This is a genomic window from Wenyingzhuangia gracilariae (assembly GCF_056387575.1).
Window position 1 is genome coordinate 3,102,963 of the sequence record NZ_CM150748.1, and the last position, 15,517, is coordinate 3,118,479.

Annotated in this window: 14 protein-coding genes and 1 other RNA gene; 7 read left to right on the plus strand and 8 right to left on the minus strand. The window is 31.5% G+C overall.

The window, feature by feature from the left end; translation table 11 throughout:
• Nucleotides 1-4: 4 nt before the first annotated feature.
• Entirely contained in the window at nucleotides 5-616 is a 612-nt protein-coding gene (locus tag ACY2IJ_RS13615) for a low molecular weight phosphatase family protein (protein WP_476724867.1), read from the minus strand.
• A gap of 102 nt (nucleotides 617-718) precedes the next feature.
• Here ACY2IJ_RS13615 and ACY2IJ_RS13620 point away from each other — a divergent pair, with 102 nt between their 5' ends.
• Nucleotides 719-1,258, plus strand: coding sequence for a DNA mismatch repair protein MutS (locus ACY2IJ_RS13620; protein WP_476724868.1), 540 nt, complete (start codon nucleotides 719-721; stop codon nucleotides 1,256-1,258).
• Between the two features lie 51 nt (nucleotides 1,259-1,309).
• Here ACY2IJ_RS13620 and ACY2IJ_RS13625 read toward each other — a convergent pair whose 3' ends face one another.
• Genes ACY2IJ_RS13625 through ACY2IJ_RS13635 form a run of 3 tightly spaced genes read right to left on the minus strand, consistent with a single transcriptional unit; the run spans nucleotide 1,310 to nucleotide 4,564 of the window.
• Nucleotides 1,310-3,028: a phospho-sugar mutase gene (locus ACY2IJ_RS13625; protein ID WP_476724869.1), complete on the minus strand. Its 1,719-nt coding sequence runs from the start codon at nucleotides 3,026-3,028 to the stop codon at nucleotides 1,310-1,312.
• 59 nt (nucleotides 3,029-3,087) lie between these two features.
• A complete protein-coding gene (locus ACY2IJ_RS13630) occupies nucleotides 3,088-4,041 on the minus strand; it encodes a glycosyltransferase family 2 protein (RefSeq protein WP_476724870.1) in 954 nt (317 codons plus the stop codon).
• A 7-nt stretch (nucleotides 4,042-4,048) separates the two neighbouring features.
• On the minus strand, nucleotides 4,049-4,564 hold the full coding sequence (locus tag ACY2IJ_RS13635; protein ID WP_476724871.1) for a DUF4199 domain-containing protein: 516 nt from the start codon (nucleotides 4,562-4,564) through the stop codon (nucleotides 4,049-4,051).
• A 142-nt stretch (nucleotides 4,565-4,706) separates the two neighbouring features.
• Between ACY2IJ_RS13635 and ffs the strand changes: the two genes are divergently transcribed.
• From ffs to ACY2IJ_RS13655, 4 genes are all read left to right on the plus strand, one after another.
• Nucleotides 4,707-4,805: signal recognition particle sRNA small type (ffs, locus tag ACY2IJ_RS13640), an RNA gene on the plus strand.
• Nucleotides 4,806-5,035: 230 nt separating this feature from the next.
• Complete coding sequence (locus tag ACY2IJ_RS13645; RefSeq protein ID WP_476724872.1) at nucleotides 5,036-6,178, plus strand: sterol desaturase family protein; 1,143 nt, start codon at nucleotides 5,036-5,038, stop codon at nucleotides 6,176-6,178.
• A 42-nt stretch (nucleotides 6,179-6,220) separates the two neighbouring features.
• Nucleotides 6,221-7,243 (plus strand): Holliday junction branch migration DNA helicase RuvB, encoded by a 1,023-nt coding sequence (gene ruvB, locus ACY2IJ_RS13650; protein ID WP_476724873.1) that lies wholly within the window; start codon nucleotides 6,221-6,223, stop codon nucleotides 7,241-7,243.
• A 2-nt stretch (nucleotides 7,244-7,245) separates the two neighbouring features.
• A complete protein-coding gene (locus ACY2IJ_RS13655) occupies nucleotides 7,246-8,970 on the plus strand; it encodes a SulP family inorganic anion transporter (RefSeq protein WP_476724874.1) in 1,725 nt (574 codons plus the stop codon).
• Here ACY2IJ_RS13655 and ACY2IJ_RS13660 read toward each other — a convergent pair whose 3' ends face one another.
• The 3 genes from ACY2IJ_RS13660 to ACY2IJ_RS13670 are packed head-to-tail and all read right to left on the minus strand — an operon-like array spanning nucleotide 8,971 to nucleotide 11,669.
• Nucleotides 8,971-10,464 carry a DUF4301 family protein gene (locus ACY2IJ_RS13660; protein ID WP_476724875.1) on the minus strand — a complete coding sequence of 498 codons (1,494 nt, stop codon included), beginning with the start codon at nucleotides 10,462-10,464 and terminating at the stop codon, nucleotides 8,971-8,973. It abuts the gene before it with no gap.
• Between the two features lie 10 nt (nucleotides 10,465-10,474).
• A complete protein-coding gene (locus tag ACY2IJ_RS13665; RefSeq protein ID WP_476724876.1) occupies nucleotides 10,475-11,182 on the minus strand; it encodes a phosphoglycerol geranylgeranyltransferase in 708 nt (235 codons plus the stop codon).
• Nucleotides 11,169-11,669 carry a 4'-phosphopantetheinyl transferase family protein gene (locus ACY2IJ_RS13670; protein ID WP_476724877.1) on the minus strand — a complete coding sequence of 167 codons (501 nt, stop codon included), beginning with the start codon at nucleotides 11,667-11,669 and terminating at the stop codon, nucleotides 11,169-11,171. The genes ACY2IJ_RS13665 and ACY2IJ_RS13670 overlap by 14 nt, the downstream gene beginning before the upstream one ends.
• 181 nt (nucleotides 11,670-11,850) lie before the next feature.
• Between ACY2IJ_RS13670 and ahcY the strand changes: the two genes are divergently transcribed.
• Nucleotides 11,851-13,164, plus strand: coding sequence for an adenosylhomocysteinase (gene ahcY, locus ACY2IJ_RS13675; protein WP_476724878.1), 1,314 nt, complete (start codon nucleotides 11,851-11,853; stop codon nucleotides 13,162-13,164).
• 49 nt (nucleotides 13,165-13,213) lie between these two features.
• Here ahcY and folK read toward each other — a convergent pair whose 3' ends face one another.
• A complete protein-coding gene (gene folK, locus ACY2IJ_RS13680) occupies nucleotides 13,214-13,714 on the minus strand; it encodes a 2-amino-4-hydroxy-6-hydroxymethyldihydropteridine diphosphokinase (RefSeq protein ID WP_476724880.1) in 501 nt (166 codons plus the stop codon).
• 60 nt (nucleotides 13,715-13,774) lie between these two features.
• On the opposite strand from folK, the gene sppA reads away from it, so the two are divergent.
• Nucleotides 13,775-15,517 carry a signal peptide peptidase SppA gene (gene sppA, locus ACY2IJ_RS13685; RefSeq protein ID WP_476724881.1) on the plus strand — a complete coding sequence of 581 codons (1,743 nt, stop codon included), beginning with the start codon at nucleotides 13,775-13,777 and terminating at the stop codon, nucleotides 15,515-15,517.

The window sequence follows — 15,517 nt, forward strand, 5'->3', positions numbered from 1 at the left end:
AGTATTATACTAATTGTGCTTTTACTTTTTTGAATAAAATACCCATTTCACCTGCAATTAGTTTAGATGTGTTTAAGTAAACGTCTTTTTCATTAAGTTCTCCATCGCTTGTTTTTGGATCTGTATAAGGTAAATGAAAGCGAGCAGATGCATCTAATATAACAGGACAATTTTTATCAGCATGACTGCAAGTTGTAATTGCTATAAAAGGAGTTTTATTCACAGGATGTTCTACAATTTTAGAAAAGCCCAATATGCTTTTAGTGCTATTGGTGTAATTTATAATGTATTTAGGATTTTTATGATTGAATTCTTCTAAAACAAATTTAAAGCCACAGGTTTCTAATGCTTTTAAGGTGTTGGCATGAAATGCAGTTTCTGAAGTTCCACCAGAGAAACTAAAACCATTGTGAATTTTAAAAAACTCCATAGCGTAATATGCCCATACTTGTGCTAATTGACTACGTCTAGAATTATGGGTGCAAATAAAATTAATATTTACAATTTCTTTGGTGTTAATTGTTTGAGCTATTTTGTTTGCAATATTTTGTAGTAATTTTTCTCTTTGAATATCTAACTTTGTATTGCGAATTGCTTTTTCAAAAATTTCTTTCACGTTTGTTTTTTGTAATAAAGACATTTGCACGGGTATATAATGTTGTAAGAAACAAATATACAGGGAAGAATATAATCATATGTTAATATATAATTAAGTAAAATGAAATTTAAAATAGGGGACAAGGTATTGGTAAAAGACTCCATTGTTAAAGGAATTGTTGCTAAGTTATTGAAAAACAAAGTTTTTGTTTTAGATGAAGATGGTTTTGAGTTGCCTTATGATGAAAGTGAGTTAATTTTAGTTAACGTTGAGCAATCTAAACTTTCTATGTACACAGATATAAACAATAAGATGCTGTTGCAAAAAGAGAATTTAAAAAATGATGTAAAACGAAGTGTCAAAAAAAATAAGCAAGAAAAATATGGAGTTGTCATGGAGGTAGACCTGCATATAGAAAAATTAGTAAAATCTAAATCGGGTATGTCTAATGCTGATATTTTAAACAAACAATTAGATATGGCTAATCATAAAGTTAATTTTGCAATAAAGAATAGAATTCCAAAAATTGTTTTTATTCATGGAGTGGGTGAAGGTGTGTTAAAAGAAGAATTGTATAGATTGTTTAATAGATTTTCTTTACGCTATGAAGATGCATCGTATCAAAAATATGGTTTAGGAGCTACAGAAGTAAGTTTTTAAATAGAAAAAGCCCAATTGTTACAATTGGGCTTTTTATTGCTTAAGTAAATTTTATTTAAGATTTAAAGTATCTATAATACTTTGAATTTTTTCATCAAGTTTAGCTTCTACTAGCTTAGCTTCTTCATGATTTTTTAATTCTGCTTTGGCACCAAAATAAAATTTAATTTTGGGTTCTGTACCACTAGGTCTAACACATAATTTAGTACCATCTTCTGTATGATATATCAACACGTTAGATTTAGGAACGTCAATTTTAGTTTCTTCACCAGTAAGGAGGTTTTTTTGTATAGAAGATTCATAATCACAAACAAATTGAACTTTAGAACCCACAATTTCTTTAGGTGGATTTGCTCTAAAGTCAGCAATCATTTGTTGGATTTGAGCAGCACCATCCATTCCTTTTTTGGTAATAGAAATTAAAGATTCTTTATAGAATCCGTGTTCTTTATAAATGTCTAATAGTTGTTGGTATAATGTTGTTCCGTTGGCTTTGGCATGTGCTACCATTTCGCAAGCCAATAAACAAGAAGTAACAGCATCTTTGTCACGTACAAAATCTCCTATCATGTATCCAAAACTTTCTTCACCCCCACCAACAAAATCTTTTGTAGGGTTGTCTGCAATGGCTTTACCAATCCATTTGAACCCTGTTAGTGTAATTACGGTTTCTACTCCATAATGATCTGCCAAAACTTTTACCATTTCAGAAGAAACAATAGTTGTTGCTGTAAACTGATTTCCGTTTAACTTTCCTGCTGCTTTTTTTTGTTTAATTAAAAAGTCGGTCATTAAAATCATGGTTTGGTTACCGTTTAGCAACTTCATGTTTCCGTCTAAATCTCTAACAGCAATTCCTAAACGGTCACTATCAGGATCGCATCCCATTAAAATATCGGCATTAACAGCATTGGCTAAGTCGGTTGCCATGGCTAAAGCCTCTGGCTCTTCTGGGTTTGGAGATTTTACTGTAGGAAAGTTTCCGTTAGGTTTAGATTGCTCTTTTACCAAGTGAACATCGTTAAAACCGGCTTTGTCTAATACTTGAGGAACAGACATAATAGACGTTCCGTGCAAAGCTGTAAATACAACTTTTACATCGCTCCTGTTTACGTTTCCAAAAGTTCCGTTTTCTACAGAAACTTTGTGAAAAGCTTCGTCTACCTCTGCACCTATATAAGTTAACAAACTATCGTTTGCTTTAAATTTAATTTGATCAAAAGAAACATTGTTTACTTCATTAATAATCAATCCATCATTAGGAGGTGTAACTTGGCAACCATCGGCACCATATACCTTATATCCGTTGTATTCTGGCGGATTGTGAGAGGCTGTTAATACAATACCAGCATCGCACCCTAAATGACGAACGGCAAAAGACAATTCTGGAGTTGTTCTTAAATCATCGAACAAGAAAACTTTAATTCCGTTAGCTGTAAATACATCAGCAACAACTTTGGCAAACTCTTTACTATTGTTTCTACAATCAAAAGCAATTACTGTTTTTAATTCTTTGTTAGGATTGTTGGCAATTAAAAAGTTAGACAATCCTTGTGTTGCTTTTCCTAAAGTGTATTTGTTTATACGGTTGGTTCCTGCTCCCATAACACCACGCATTCCACCAGTACCAAATTCCATATTTTTGTAGAATCTGTCTGTAAGTTCTTCTGGAGCGTTGTCTATTAGGTTTTGAATTTCTTGTTGTGTTTCTTCATCAAAAGTGGGAGTTAACCACTGTTTAGATGCTTCTAAGATTTCAGAATTTGCCATGTGAGTGCGTTCTATTAAATTATTTTTGGTTTAGTGAGGTAAATATATGGATTTGTAGGTTATATTTCTTTTTCTATATAATACAAATTGCTTGTTTTTTTGTTCTTTAAAATCATTTCGCCAATAAAACCTGCTATAAAAAGTTGAGTTCCTAAAATCATAGTGGTTAGGGCAATATAAAACAAAGGATTATTGGTGACCAATCCTGCTTTTTGATGGTAGTAAAAAACAATTATAAGTTTGGTAATTCCTATATATGCTGTTGAAAAAAAACCAATTAAAAACATAAAAGTTCCCATTAAACCAAATAGGTGCATGGGTCTTTTTCCAAATTTAGATAAAAACCAAAGAGTTATTAAATCTAAAAAACCATTGGTAAAACGTTCTATTCCAAACTTGGTTTCTCCGTATTTTCTGGCTTGATGTTGTACTGGTTTTTCTCCAATTTTTTTGAATCCTACATTTTTAGCTAGTATGGGAATGTATCGGTGCATTTCTCCAGTTACATCTATAGATTTTATTACTTTTTGTTGATAGGCTTTTAAACCACAATTAAAGTCGTTTAATTCTATTCCAGATGTTTTTCTTGCTGCCCAATTAAATAGTTTAGAAGGAATGTTTTTTCTTAATTTGGAATCATATCTTTTTTTCTTCCATCCACTAACCAAATCAAATCCTTGTTGTGTAACCATTTGGTATAGTTCTGGAATTTCTTCTGGACTGTCTTGTAAATCGGCATCCATGGTAATAATTACATCTCCTTTAGCTTTTTTAAAACCTGCGTTTAAGCCCTGGGATTTTCCAAAGTTTTTTAAGAATTTAATTCCCTTTACATTGGGGTTTGTGTGTTGTAAATTTGTGATAATTTCCCAAGAAGCATCGGTGCTACCATCGTCTACAAAAATTAATTCATAACTATAGTTGTTTTGCTCCATTACGGCTACAATCCATTTGTGCAACTCTGGTAAAGAGTCTTCTTCGTTTAATAAAGGAATAACTATAGATAATTGCATGTAATTCTTATTTGTTTCGGACAAATATAGCAGTTATAACCGCAGTAATAAAACCTATAAATAAATTGATAGCAATACTAAATAAAATAGTACCTGGTAAAAATGCATTTTTAGATAATTGTACAGCATTGTTTAAATCTTCTGTGTTTTTAAACTGACCAGTTGCAATTAAACGCTCTCTGTTCATTTGTTCAAAATCGGTAAGAGTAGTAGGTTCTATGCTGTAAATAAATAGTAAAGAATAAGCTATATAAACCAAAGCGGTAATAAAACCAATGGTTAAACCAGGTTTTATAATTTGTCCAAAGCTTTCAAAAGCAACATGTTTTTTTAAATATAAAATAGCATAGGCAACAACAACTACAGGTATAACTAACCCAATTAAAGAAAATACAGAATTTCTTTCTCCAATATAAGGATTGGTTTGCGTTACTGTATTAATAATTACTTCATTTAAGACTAATAAAAGTCCTGATAATATTCCGAATTTTAAGACAGGTTTGGTGCTAAAAAATGAATTCATTTGAATGTTTACTATTAAAATTTAAGCGCAAATATAGGTATTTATTATGCTAAAGTGTAGTGTTAGAGTAAGATGAATTGAATGTTAAAAAATGATTGATGAAATGTTGTGAGAATTGTAATAAGGTTGTAAATTTGCAGCCGGGCAAGTCCTACACAACTAGCTCCCTCGGAATCCCCCAGGGCGGGAACGCAGCAAGGGTACTTGGTTGTAGCGGTGTGATGTAGGGAGCTTGCCCTTTTTTAGACAAGACAATTAGTAAGTTTATTTTACATAAAAACCCAACTATATAATTATATAGTTGGGTTTTGTGTTTTTTGTAATAAAAAATAATAATGAAGACTATTATTACGTTTATTATAAATAAAATTTTTAACATTTAACCTTTGTTAAGTTAATTGTATTGAAAATAAAATCTATGAATGTAATTATAGATAGTTTTATATTTTTGTTTTTTAAAAATTAAAAAAAATGAAGGAAGAAATTTCTTTAATGCCTAAGGGAGATAATGCGGGACTATTTATTGTAGTTTCTATTGTAATGTTTGTTTTAGCAACAGAATATTTAATAGCAAGAAGAAAAGGAAAGAAAATTTTTAGATTTGAAAATACCATTGCAAATATATCTATGGGAATTTTTGATAGGATTGCTGGAGTTTTTATGGTTCCAATTATCTTTTTTTTCTACCATTACTTACACGAATATTTTGCGATTTTTGAAATTCCACAAACAACAATGTGGTTCTTTATAGCTGTGTTTGTTTCCGATTTTGTTTGGTATTTCTATCATAAATCTGGACATAGAATAAACTTATTTTGGGGCTCTCACATTATTCATCATCAAAGTGAAGATTACAATTATAGTGTAGCTTTTAATTTAACACCATTTCAGGTATTTATTAGAATATTGTTTTGGTCAAGTATGCCTATTATAGGTTTTTCTGCAGAAGTAGTTTTGGGAACTCATGCTGTTTTAGGATTGTATCAATTTTTATTACACACTCCCTTAATTCCAAAATTAGGTATTGTAGAAGAGTTTATGGTAACTCCTTCACACCACAGGGTTCATCATGGTAGTAACCCTAAATATTTAGATAAAAATTATGGAGGTATTTTTATTATTTGGGATCGATTGTTTGGAACATTTCAAAGAGAAGAAGAAGAGGTGAAATATGGAATTACAATGGATATTAATTCTAGAGATTTTGTAACAGGAGTGTTTCATTACTATGCCAATCTTATTCATTTAATGAGGCAAATGCCAACGGTTAAAGGAAAATTAAATATTTTATTTAAAGGACCGGATTGGGTGCCAGAAACGGGAGAGTTACAACACTTACCCATCTATGTTCAAAAAGGAACCTACGAGTATAAAGTATATTCTCCTGTAGAAAAAACCTATATTATTGGTAATATTGCCTTGGTAGCAGTGGTGCTGTGTACCATGTCTTATAAAATTGCAGAAGTTCCAAAATTTGGTTTAGAAGTTATGACTTTTTATATGTTAGTTACTTTGGTAACCATTGGAAGAATGATGGAAAAACAATCTGTACTATTTTTAGAACTTTTTAAATATGGAATTGTAGCTGCATACATTTTATATTCATTCCTATAATTGTGATTGAAAGCTTATATTTGTTTTATAAGTATCACATGAATGAATGAAAATCTAAATCCTGAAAGCACAAATTATTCTAACAATGAATTGGATGTAGAAAAAAAACTACGTCCTCTATCGTTTGATGATTTTACTGGACAAGAACAAGCTATAGAAAATCTTAAAATTTTTGTAGAAGCAGCCAATATAAGAGGAGAGGCTCTAGATCATACTTTGTTTCATGGCCCTCCAGGATTGGGAAAAACAACCTTAGCTCATATTTTATCTAATGAGCTAAATGCAGGAATTAAAGTAACTTCTGGACCTGTTTTAGACAAACCTGGAGATTTAGCAGGATTGTTAACCGGTTTAGATGAAAGAGATGTATTGTTTATTGATGAAATACACAGACTTAGTCCTATTGTAGAAGAATATTTGTATTCTGCAATGGAAGACTTTAAAATAGATATTATGATAGAGTCTGGACCAAATGCAAGAACTGTACAAATAAATTTAGAACCTTTTACATTAATTGGAGCAACAACACGTTCTGGTTTGCTAACAGCTCCCATGCGAGCTCGTTTTGGAATTTCTAGCAGATTACAATATTACGATACAGAACTATTAAGCACCATTGTACAAAGAAGTGCACATATATTAAAAGTTCCAATAAGTATGGAAGCAGCTATAGAAATAGCAGGTAGAAGTAGAGGAACCCCTAGAATAGCCAATGCATTATTACGTAGAGTTAGAGATTTTGCACAAATAAAAGGAAATGGGTCTATTACAATTCAAATTGCTCAAATTGCATTAAAAGCACTAAATGTAGATGCTTTTGGATTGGATGAAATGGATAATAAAATTTTAACAACAATTATTCAAAAATTTAAAGGAGGTCCTGTAGGAATAAGTACTTTGGCCACTGCAGTAAGTGAAAATGCAGAAACTATAGAAGAAGTTTATGAGCCTTTTTTAATTCAGCAAGGGTTTATTATTAGAACTCCAAGAGGTAGAGAAGTAACAGACTTGGCTTATAAGCACCTGCAAATTACAAAACCAACAAACCAGGGAGAATTGTTTTAGATATGAAAAAGTGGATTCCTATTTTAGAATGGTTGCCAACATACAACGTAAAGGAAAATTTAAAAGCAGATGTTGTTGGTGGTTTTACAGTAGGAGTTGTGCTAATTCCGCAAGGAATAGCCTACGCATTAATAGCAGGTTTACCACCTATTTACGGATTGTATACGGCTTTGCTACCACAATTAATGTATTTAATTTTTGGAACTTCACAAAGAGTTGCCGTTGGGCCAGTAGCTATGGATTCTTTAATTGTGGCAGCAGGAATTTCTACATTGGCTGTTGGAGGAACCGATTTGTATATTACGTTTTCTATTTTACTAGCTTTTTGTGTAGGAATAATACAGTTAATGTTGGGAATAGGTAAACTAGGGTTTATTGTAAACTTTTTATCTAAACCTGTTATTAGTGGCTTTAGTTCTGCTGCAGCCATTGTAATAGGAATTAATCAATTCAAAAATTTATCGGGAATTCCAATTCCTAGAAGTAATCGTTTGCAAGAAATTTTACTTTCTTTAGTGCATCAAGCAAACCAAGTAGAAGTACAAACCCTTTTGGTAGGGATTGTAACCATTCTTATTTTACTATGTATAAAATTCACAAAATCAAAATTACCAGGTCCTTTATTGGTGGTGGTTTTGGGGATTATAACTCTATATTTTACACATCCGCTATTGCCAAACGTAGCAGTTTTAAGAAATATTCCATCCGGATTGCCTTCTTTTAGCTTGCCAAACATAACCATTAAAATGATTCTTGATCTATTGCCTATTGCTCTAACATTGGCAATTATTGGTTTTTTAGAAACTATATCAATAGGTAAAGCCATAGAAAAAAGTACAGACGAGGTGATGATATCTCCCAACAAAGAATTGATAGCATTAGGAATGATGAATATTGTGGGTTCTATGTTCAAATCATATCCTTCTACAGCAAGTTTTTCTAGGTCGGCAGTGAATGAAGATGCGGGATCTAAAACAGGTTTGGCAGCTTTGTTTTCTATTGTAGTTCTTGTTTTGGTGTTGCTATTTTTAACCCCTTTTTTTTATTACTTACCTAAAGCGGTATTGGCAGGAATTATTATTGTATCGGTTATTAAGTTGATTAATTACAAAGAAGCTATACGTTTATGGAAATTAAATAAAAGTGATTTTTGGATGCTGATAGCTACTTTTTCTGGAACTCTTTTTTTAGGGATTAAAGAAGGAATTACCATAGGAGTAGTTTTGTCTTTATGTATGCTAATTGCTAGAACTTCTAGACCTCACGTAGCTGTTTTGGGTAGAATTCCAGATACAAATGTTTTTAGAAACATAAATAGATTTGAAGAGGTAGAGGTAGATACTCATATTTTAATTTTAAGATTTGATGCCAGAGTTTATTTTGCCAATGCAAATTATTTTAATGAAGTTTTACAAATTAAAGCCAAAGAAAAAGGAGAAAAATTAAAACTAATTTTATTAGACTGTGAATGTATTAACGGGGTAGATAGTACCGCTATACAAATGATTGAGTCTGCAATAAACTTTTACAACGATAAAGGGGTAGAAGTATATTTTTCTAATGTAAAAGGACCTGTAAGAGACATGTTGACCAAAAGTGGTATTGTTGATAAAGTTGGATCTCAAAAGTTCTTTATCAACAATAACGATGCTTTGACCTATTACAAGACAGGTAAATTAGATAGAAATCAAGATTTAACAGACTATATTGGGCAAGCCAATATTTAATTATGCTTGATGCATTGGAGATAGTAAATCTGTAACCGTTTTAACAGGGTTAAAAGTTTCTATAGGTACTTCTACAAAAACAGTCAACCAATCTGCCATACCACCATTCCATAAACCAGGTAATTCTAAACCTTTAACAGGCTTTCCGTTTACGGTTTTGTCTGTAACAAATACAGCATCGTGGTCTACAAATTGAGTCAAATCAAATTTAGTTCCTTCAAAATTCTTAATTGCACAAACAATGTCTACAGGGTTAAAATGTGTAGATTGATGAAAAATTTCTAATTGTTCTTTGTCCTCTTTATCAATTTGAGCACCTTCTATAATTTGTAAACTAGGTTCTTCATCGTTTTTTCTAACCCAAAATGGTCCTCCACCAGCATCTCCTTGGTTTTTAATCATACCGCAAACTCTAATAGGTCTGTTTAAAATGCTAAACAACTTGTCTTTAGTACAATCTTTGTCAGAAATTTTGATAAAAAAGTTTTCTATAAGAAAAAGCTGAATTTCTTGAAGGTTTAACTCTTCTGAGTTTTGTTGAATTGCTTTTAAATAAAAGTGAATTTGTTCTTGTAAAGAAAGTAATTTTCCTGCAAGAATTTGCTTGTATTTAATGGTTTCTTCCATATGATTTTGATGAGATACATTGTCTATGTTTTTTATAAAAACAAGATCAGCATCTAAATCATTTAAGTTTTCTATCAAAGCACCATGTCCACCAGCTCTAAAAACATAGTCTCCGTTTTCATCTTTAAAAGGTGTGTTGTCGTAGTTTACAGCTATGGTGTCTGTATTGGCTTTTTGAATAGAAAAAGTAATGTTAAAATGAACGTTAGAATTGTCGTAATTAGTTTCAATATAATCGTTTACCGATGTTTTAAAAACATCTATAAAATTAGGACTTACTGTAAAATGAATATTTACAGTTTGATCTTTACCGATACAATAATGTAAGCTTTCATCAATTTGTTCTTCTAACGCAGTTTTGTTGTCAATATCGTATTGATGAAATTTAATCAACCCTTTTGGGGTGTTTTGATAATTTAAATTATCTGGGCTTAATAAAAAGTTTAAGAAATCTAACTTGTTCGCTAAATTGTCTAGTTTTTTTATTTTAGGATAGATTTTGTGAAACTCAATGATAATATCTTTGTAAAAAGGAAACTTATGTAAGTTGTTAAAAAAATATTGAGACATTGGGTTGTTTATTTTTGAGTTGTAAAACTCACACAAACCTTTAAACATTCTAGAAGCTAACCCTGAAGCGGGTGTAAATTTATATACCACTAAATCTTGTTGTTTAATGTTGTATATATTCATGTACTTACTCCTGTCTAGGCTGTTTATTGTAATAATTCCATCGTTTATTTGGGCTATTCTATCTAATTCAATAATTGGAGTACCTTTTACAAAAGCAATTAACTGTTGTGTTAATTTTTCGTTAGAAATTCCTCTTTTATCAATTTCTTGTTTCAGTTTTTTTTCAAGCCTCATAGCTATTGTATTATTTAAAAATGTCGTTTTCTTCAAAAGCAGTGCCTATCACTACTAAAGTAGCACCGGCATTGTGTATTTCTGTAATTTTTTCGAGAGATCTAATTCCTCCTCCTACAATAATAGGAATATTTACGGAATTAAATACTGCGTTAACAACATCTTTTCCTACCGGTTGGGAAGCACCACTACCAGCTTCTAAATACAAAAGCTGATGTCCCATGTATTGCCCTGCAAGGGCAGTGTCTTTTATCAGGTTAGTGTTTAGAGGATTTATAGGATTGGTTTTAGAAACTTTCATGGTACTAGTTTCTTTCTTTCCGTCAATTAAAATGTAAGAGGTAGATACAATTTCTAAACTACTTTTGCTTAAAAAAGGAATGGCTTTTACTTGTTGATGAATTAAATATTCTGGATTGTTACCTGAAATTAAATTTAAAAATAACAAAGCATCTGCATAGTTTGTAAGATGGGTGTAATCTCCAGGAAAAAGAACCACGGGTATGTTAATGTGTTTTTGTAGTTCTTTGGCAATAATTTCTGTTTGCTGGTTGCACACTGTACTTCCGCCAAGCAATAAAAAATGAATAGGAGCTTTATAAATTCTATTACAGATGTTTTTTACATCTGCAACAGAAACTTTGTCTGGGTCTATTAAAACAGCAATTAATTTTTGGTTTTCTTGTTTTGCAGTTTGTAAGGTGTTAAGAAAGTTCATTAGTTGATATAGCTGTAGCTAAAGAGTAATTTTCTATTTGATAAAAATAAATATCGCAATTTTGTTTTAATTCAGGGGTGTTAATAAATCCTTTTGCATTTTCTGTACAAAAATCAGTAACAATCAAATCATTTTTAAAACTCATACCTCCGCTTGGGTGAATTTTAAACATAGATTCTTTAGCTCCCCAAATAAAAGTCAATTTTTTAATAAAATCTTCTTCAGTCAATTCTTCTTGATTAATATCTGTAAATCTATGTTTGATTACTTTTATTTTGTCTCTATTTTTTTCAATATCAATCCCCACAATGTCGTTAGAAATTACAATGGCAGAAAAATCAAAAGAGTGTGTAATAGAAATATTTTGATGATGAACTAAAATAGGTTTTCCATAATTGTTATAATACAAATCATCATCGGTTAAATTGATGTGGTTTAGTAGATGACGAATACTTAAAAATCCTTTCTGATGAGATTCTGATTTCATCGAATTTACTCTATTTAAACTGCTTTTAGATAAATAAACATCCCTTAGAATAGCTATGCTCTCGGTTATTTTCCAAACGTAAACAGTGGTGTTTGGGTTAATTTGGATTGTTTTAAATAAAGGCATTTATTATAGTAAGGATTTCGTAAATTTGCAGTCTAAAAGCAACAAAGATAGTAATATGAGTTTAGAAACAACATACGTACCTTATAAAGTAAAAGATATTTCTTTAGCAGAATGGGGTAGAAAAGAAATTCGTTTGGCAGAATCTGAAATGCCAGGATTAATGAGTATTCGTGAAGAATATAAAGGACAAAAACCTTTGGCAGGTGCAAGAATTGCAGGGTGTTTACACATGACCATTCAAACAGCTGTTTTAATTGAAACCTTGGTAGATTTAGGTGCAGAGGTTACTTGGTCTTCTTGTAATATTTTTTCAACTCAGGATCAAGCTGCTGCTGCTATTGCTGCTGCTGGTATTCCTGTTTATGCTTGGAAAGGTATGAATGAAGAGGAATTTGATTGGTGTATAGAACAAACCATTTTCTTTGGAGAAGATAGAAAACCTTTGAATTTAATTTTAGATGATGGAGGAGATTTAACAAACATGGTGTTAGATAAATATCCTGAATTGGTATCTGGAATTAAAGGATTATCTGAAGAAACAACTACAGGAGTTCACCGTTTAATAGAACGTGTAAAAGCAGGAACATTGCCAATGCCAGCTATTAACGTAAACGATTCTGTAACCAAATCTAAATTTGACAACAAATATGGGTGTAAAGAATCTTTAGTAGATGCAATCCGTAGAGCAACGGATGTAATGATGGCTGGTAAAGTAGCTGTAGTTGCAGGTTATGGAGATGTTGGTAAAGGTTCTGCAGCTTCTTTAAGAGGAGCAGGAGCTAGAGTTATTGTTACAGAAATAGATCCTATTTGTGCGTTACAAGCTGCAATGGATGGTTTTGCTGTTAAAAAAATGGACGATGCTATAAAAGAAGCAGACATTGTAGTTACTACTACAGGAAATAAAGATATTATAGTAGGTCGCCACTTTGAAGCTTTAAAAGACAAAGCTATTGTTTGTAACATAGGTCATTTTGACAATGAAATTGACATGGCTTGGTTAAATAAAAATTACGGAAATACCAAAGTAGAAATTAAACCACAGGTTGATTTGTACAACGTAAATGGAAATGATGTAATTATTTTAGCAGAAGGACGTTTGGTAAACTTAGGTTGTGCTACAGGACATCCAAGTTTTGTAATGTCTAACTCTTTTTCTAATCAGGTTTTGGCACAATTAGAGTTGTGGCAAAACAGCGATGCTTATAAAAATGATGTGTACACATTGCCTAAGCATTTAGATGAAAAAGTTGCACGTTTGCACTTGGCTAAAATAGGGGTGGAATTAGATGTTTTATCAGAAGATCAAGCAAAATATATTGGTGTTACTGTAGAAGGTCCATACAAACCAGAATATTATAGATATTAAGAAATAGAACTATTCTTATTAAAAAGCCTCACAAATTGTGAGGCTTTTTTTATACGTTTAAAAGATGCTTGGTTTGGGTAATTTCACTGTCATCATCACATTCAGCAAGCAATGTTTCTAATGTTTTGTTTAAGACAGGGTGCTTAAAGTTAGAGGTAATTTCAATCAAAGGAATTAATACAAAATTTCGAACATGCATTCTAGGATGTGGAATTATTAAAAGCTCTGTATTAATGATTTCATTATTAAAAAAAACAATATCAATATCTAAAGGTCTAGCTTGGTAACCTGTATTGTTAGAATTTCTTGTTCTACCTAGTTCCAATTCAATATCCAATAAATACTTAATTAATTGTTGAGCATTTGCATTGGTTTCTAAGGTAATTGCAATGTTAAAAAAATCATCGCTTTTAAAACCCCAAGGCGGAGTTTGGTATATAGACGATGTTTTTAAAATACGTCCAAAAACAGAAATTTTTTGAATAGCATTGTTTAGGTTCTCTAGTTTGTTCCCTAAATTAGTCCCTAATGATAAATGAGCAATGTTCATGAGTGTTCATCTCTTTTGGCAAAGAAATCATTTATATTTGTTTTATTAAAAAATTGAAGAATGAATTTTATTAAAAGTGTGCTATCTTCTATGGTAGCCATATGGTTGGTACTTGTTGTATTGGTAATAGCTAGTGTGGGAATTGTAATAGCGGTTTCTGATGATATTGTAAAAGAAGTAAAACCCAACAGTGTTTTAGAAATTAATTTGTCTGGAGAAATGAACGACTTTTCACCTGTAGGTATAGATCCTGTTTCAGAGTTGTTAGGTTTTGAGGATAAAACAGTTGGATTTAACAATCTTTGTAAAGCGATAGAAGGAGCTACTTATGATAAAAATATAAAAGGAATTAGCATAACAGGTTGGCCTAGTAATATGGGGTGGGCACAAGCTACAGCATTAAGAAAAATGCTATCTACTTTTAAACAGAAAGGAAAATTTGTATATGCTTATAACGATGTTTATTCGCAAAAAGATTACTATTTAAATTCTGTAGCCGATTCAATTTTTATGTCTCCATTAGGATATGTAGAGTTAAAAGGATTGCATTCAGAAGTTTTGTTTTACAAATCTTTTCAGGAAAAATATGGAGTTAAAATGGAGGTCATAAGGCACGGAAAATACAAAAGTGCTGTAGAACCTTTTATTGCTGATGAAATGAGTGATGCCAACAGAAAACAAATTAAAGAATTGATAGAAGGGTTGTGGAAGGAAATTCACAAATCTATTTATACTTCTAGAAACATTAATGTAGAACAAGCTGTTTTAAATTTATACGGACAGTCATCTAAAACAGCATTAGAAAACAAATTAGTAGATGCTGTGGTTTATAAAGACATGTATATACATAAAATAAAAAGAAGGTTGGGGGTTGAATCAGGAGAACTTAAAAAAGTAGCTGTTACAGATTACATGGCTAATCAATCTCTTTTAGATTTAGGTAATAAAGGAGATAAAATTGCTGTGGTATATGCACAGGGAGAAATTATTTATGGAGAAGGAGAGCTAAATATTATTGGTCAGAAAAAAATGATGAAAGCTTTAAAAAATGCTGCAGATAACAAAAAAATCAAAGCCATTGTGTTTAGAATCAACTCTCCTGGAGGAAGTGCTTTGGCATCAGATTTAATTTGGAGAGCAGTAGAAAAAGCCAAAGAAAAAAAGCCTGTAATTGTTTCTATGGGAAATGTAGCGGCCTCTGGCGGATATTATATTGCATGTGGTGCAGATAGAATTTTTGCAGAGCCAACAACCATTACAGGTTCTATTGGGGTTTTTGGAATGTTGCCAAACGCAGCAGAGTTGGCCCAAAAAATAGGAATCAATTCAGAAGTGGTAAGCACTCATAACAATGGAGTGCATTATAGTGTTGTACAGCCTGTAGACAAACGTTTTAAAAAAGTAGTAAAAAATAGTATAGAAACCATTTACGATGAATTTTTAGACAGGGTTGCCAAAGGAAGAAATATGACAAAAGACCAAGTAGATACAGTAGCACAAGGTAGAGTTTGGACTGGAGTAAAAGCTTTAGAAATTGGTTTGGTTGATGAATTAGGAAGTTTAGACAATGCCATTGCTTATGCGGCCAATTTAGCTCAGGTAAAAGAATATTCTTTAAAGGAATATCCGGAATACGAATTAGACTTTAAAGAATTGTTTGGTTTAGGATCTTTAATAAAATCCGATTATTCCCTTAAAACATTGCTACACACTACAGGATTAGAAAAGCTAGAAAGTGTTCAGAAAGTTTTTAAAATAAAAGGAGTACAGGCTAGAGTTCCGTTTGAGATGAGTATAGAGTAA

Bases quoted from the DNA above. Each gene is read 5' to 3' on its own strand.
- ACY2IJ_RS13620 (WP_476724868.1), top strand. From the start codon at position 719: ATGAAATTTAAAATAGGGGACAAGGTATTGGTAAAAGACTCCATTGTT.
- ACY2IJ_RS13625 (WP_476724869.1), bottom strand. From the start codon at position 3,028: ATGGCAAATTCTGAAATCTTAGAAGCATCTAAACAGTGGTTAACTCCC.
- ACY2IJ_RS13630 (WP_476724870.1), bottom strand. From the start codon at position 4,041: ATGCAATTATCTATAGTTATTCCTTTATTAAACGAAGAAGACTCTTTA.
- ACY2IJ_RS13635 (WP_476724871.1), bottom strand. From the start codon at position 4,564: ATGAATTCATTTTTTAGCACCAAACCTGTCTTAAAATTCGGAATATTA.
- ACY2IJ_RS13645 (WP_476724872.1), top strand. From the start codon at position 5,036: ATGAAGGAAGAAATTTCTTTAATGCCTAAGGGAGATAATGCGGGACTA.
- ruvB (WP_476724873.1), top strand. From the start codon at position 6,221: ATGAATGAAAATCTAAATCCTGAAAGCACAAATTATTCTAACAATGAA.
- ACY2IJ_RS13655 (WP_476724874.1), top strand. From the start codon at position 7,246: ATGAAAAAGTGGATTCCTATTTTAGAATGGTTGCCAACATACAACGTA.
- ACY2IJ_RS13660 (WP_476724875.1), bottom strand. From the start codon at position 10,464: ATGAGGCTTGAAAAAAAACTGAAACAAGAAATTGATAAAAGAGGAATT.
- ACY2IJ_RS13665 (WP_476724876.1), bottom strand. From the start codon at position 11,182: ATGAACTTTCTTAACACCTTACAAACTGCAAAACAAGAAAACCAAAAA.
- ACY2IJ_RS13670 (WP_476724877.1), bottom strand. From the start codon at position 11,669: ATGAAATCAGAATCTCATCAGAAAGGATTTTTAAGTATTCGTCATCTA.
- ahcY (WP_476724878.1), top strand. From the start codon at position 11,851: ATGAGTTTAGAAACAACATACGTACCTTATAAAGTAAAAGATATTTCT.
- folK (WP_476724880.1), bottom strand. From the start codon at position 13,714: ATGAACATTGCTCATTTATCATTAGGGACTAATTTAGGGAACAAACTA.
- sppA (WP_476724881.1), top strand. From the start codon at position 13,775: ATGAATTTTATTAAAAGTGTGCTATCTTCTATGGTAGCCATATGGTTG.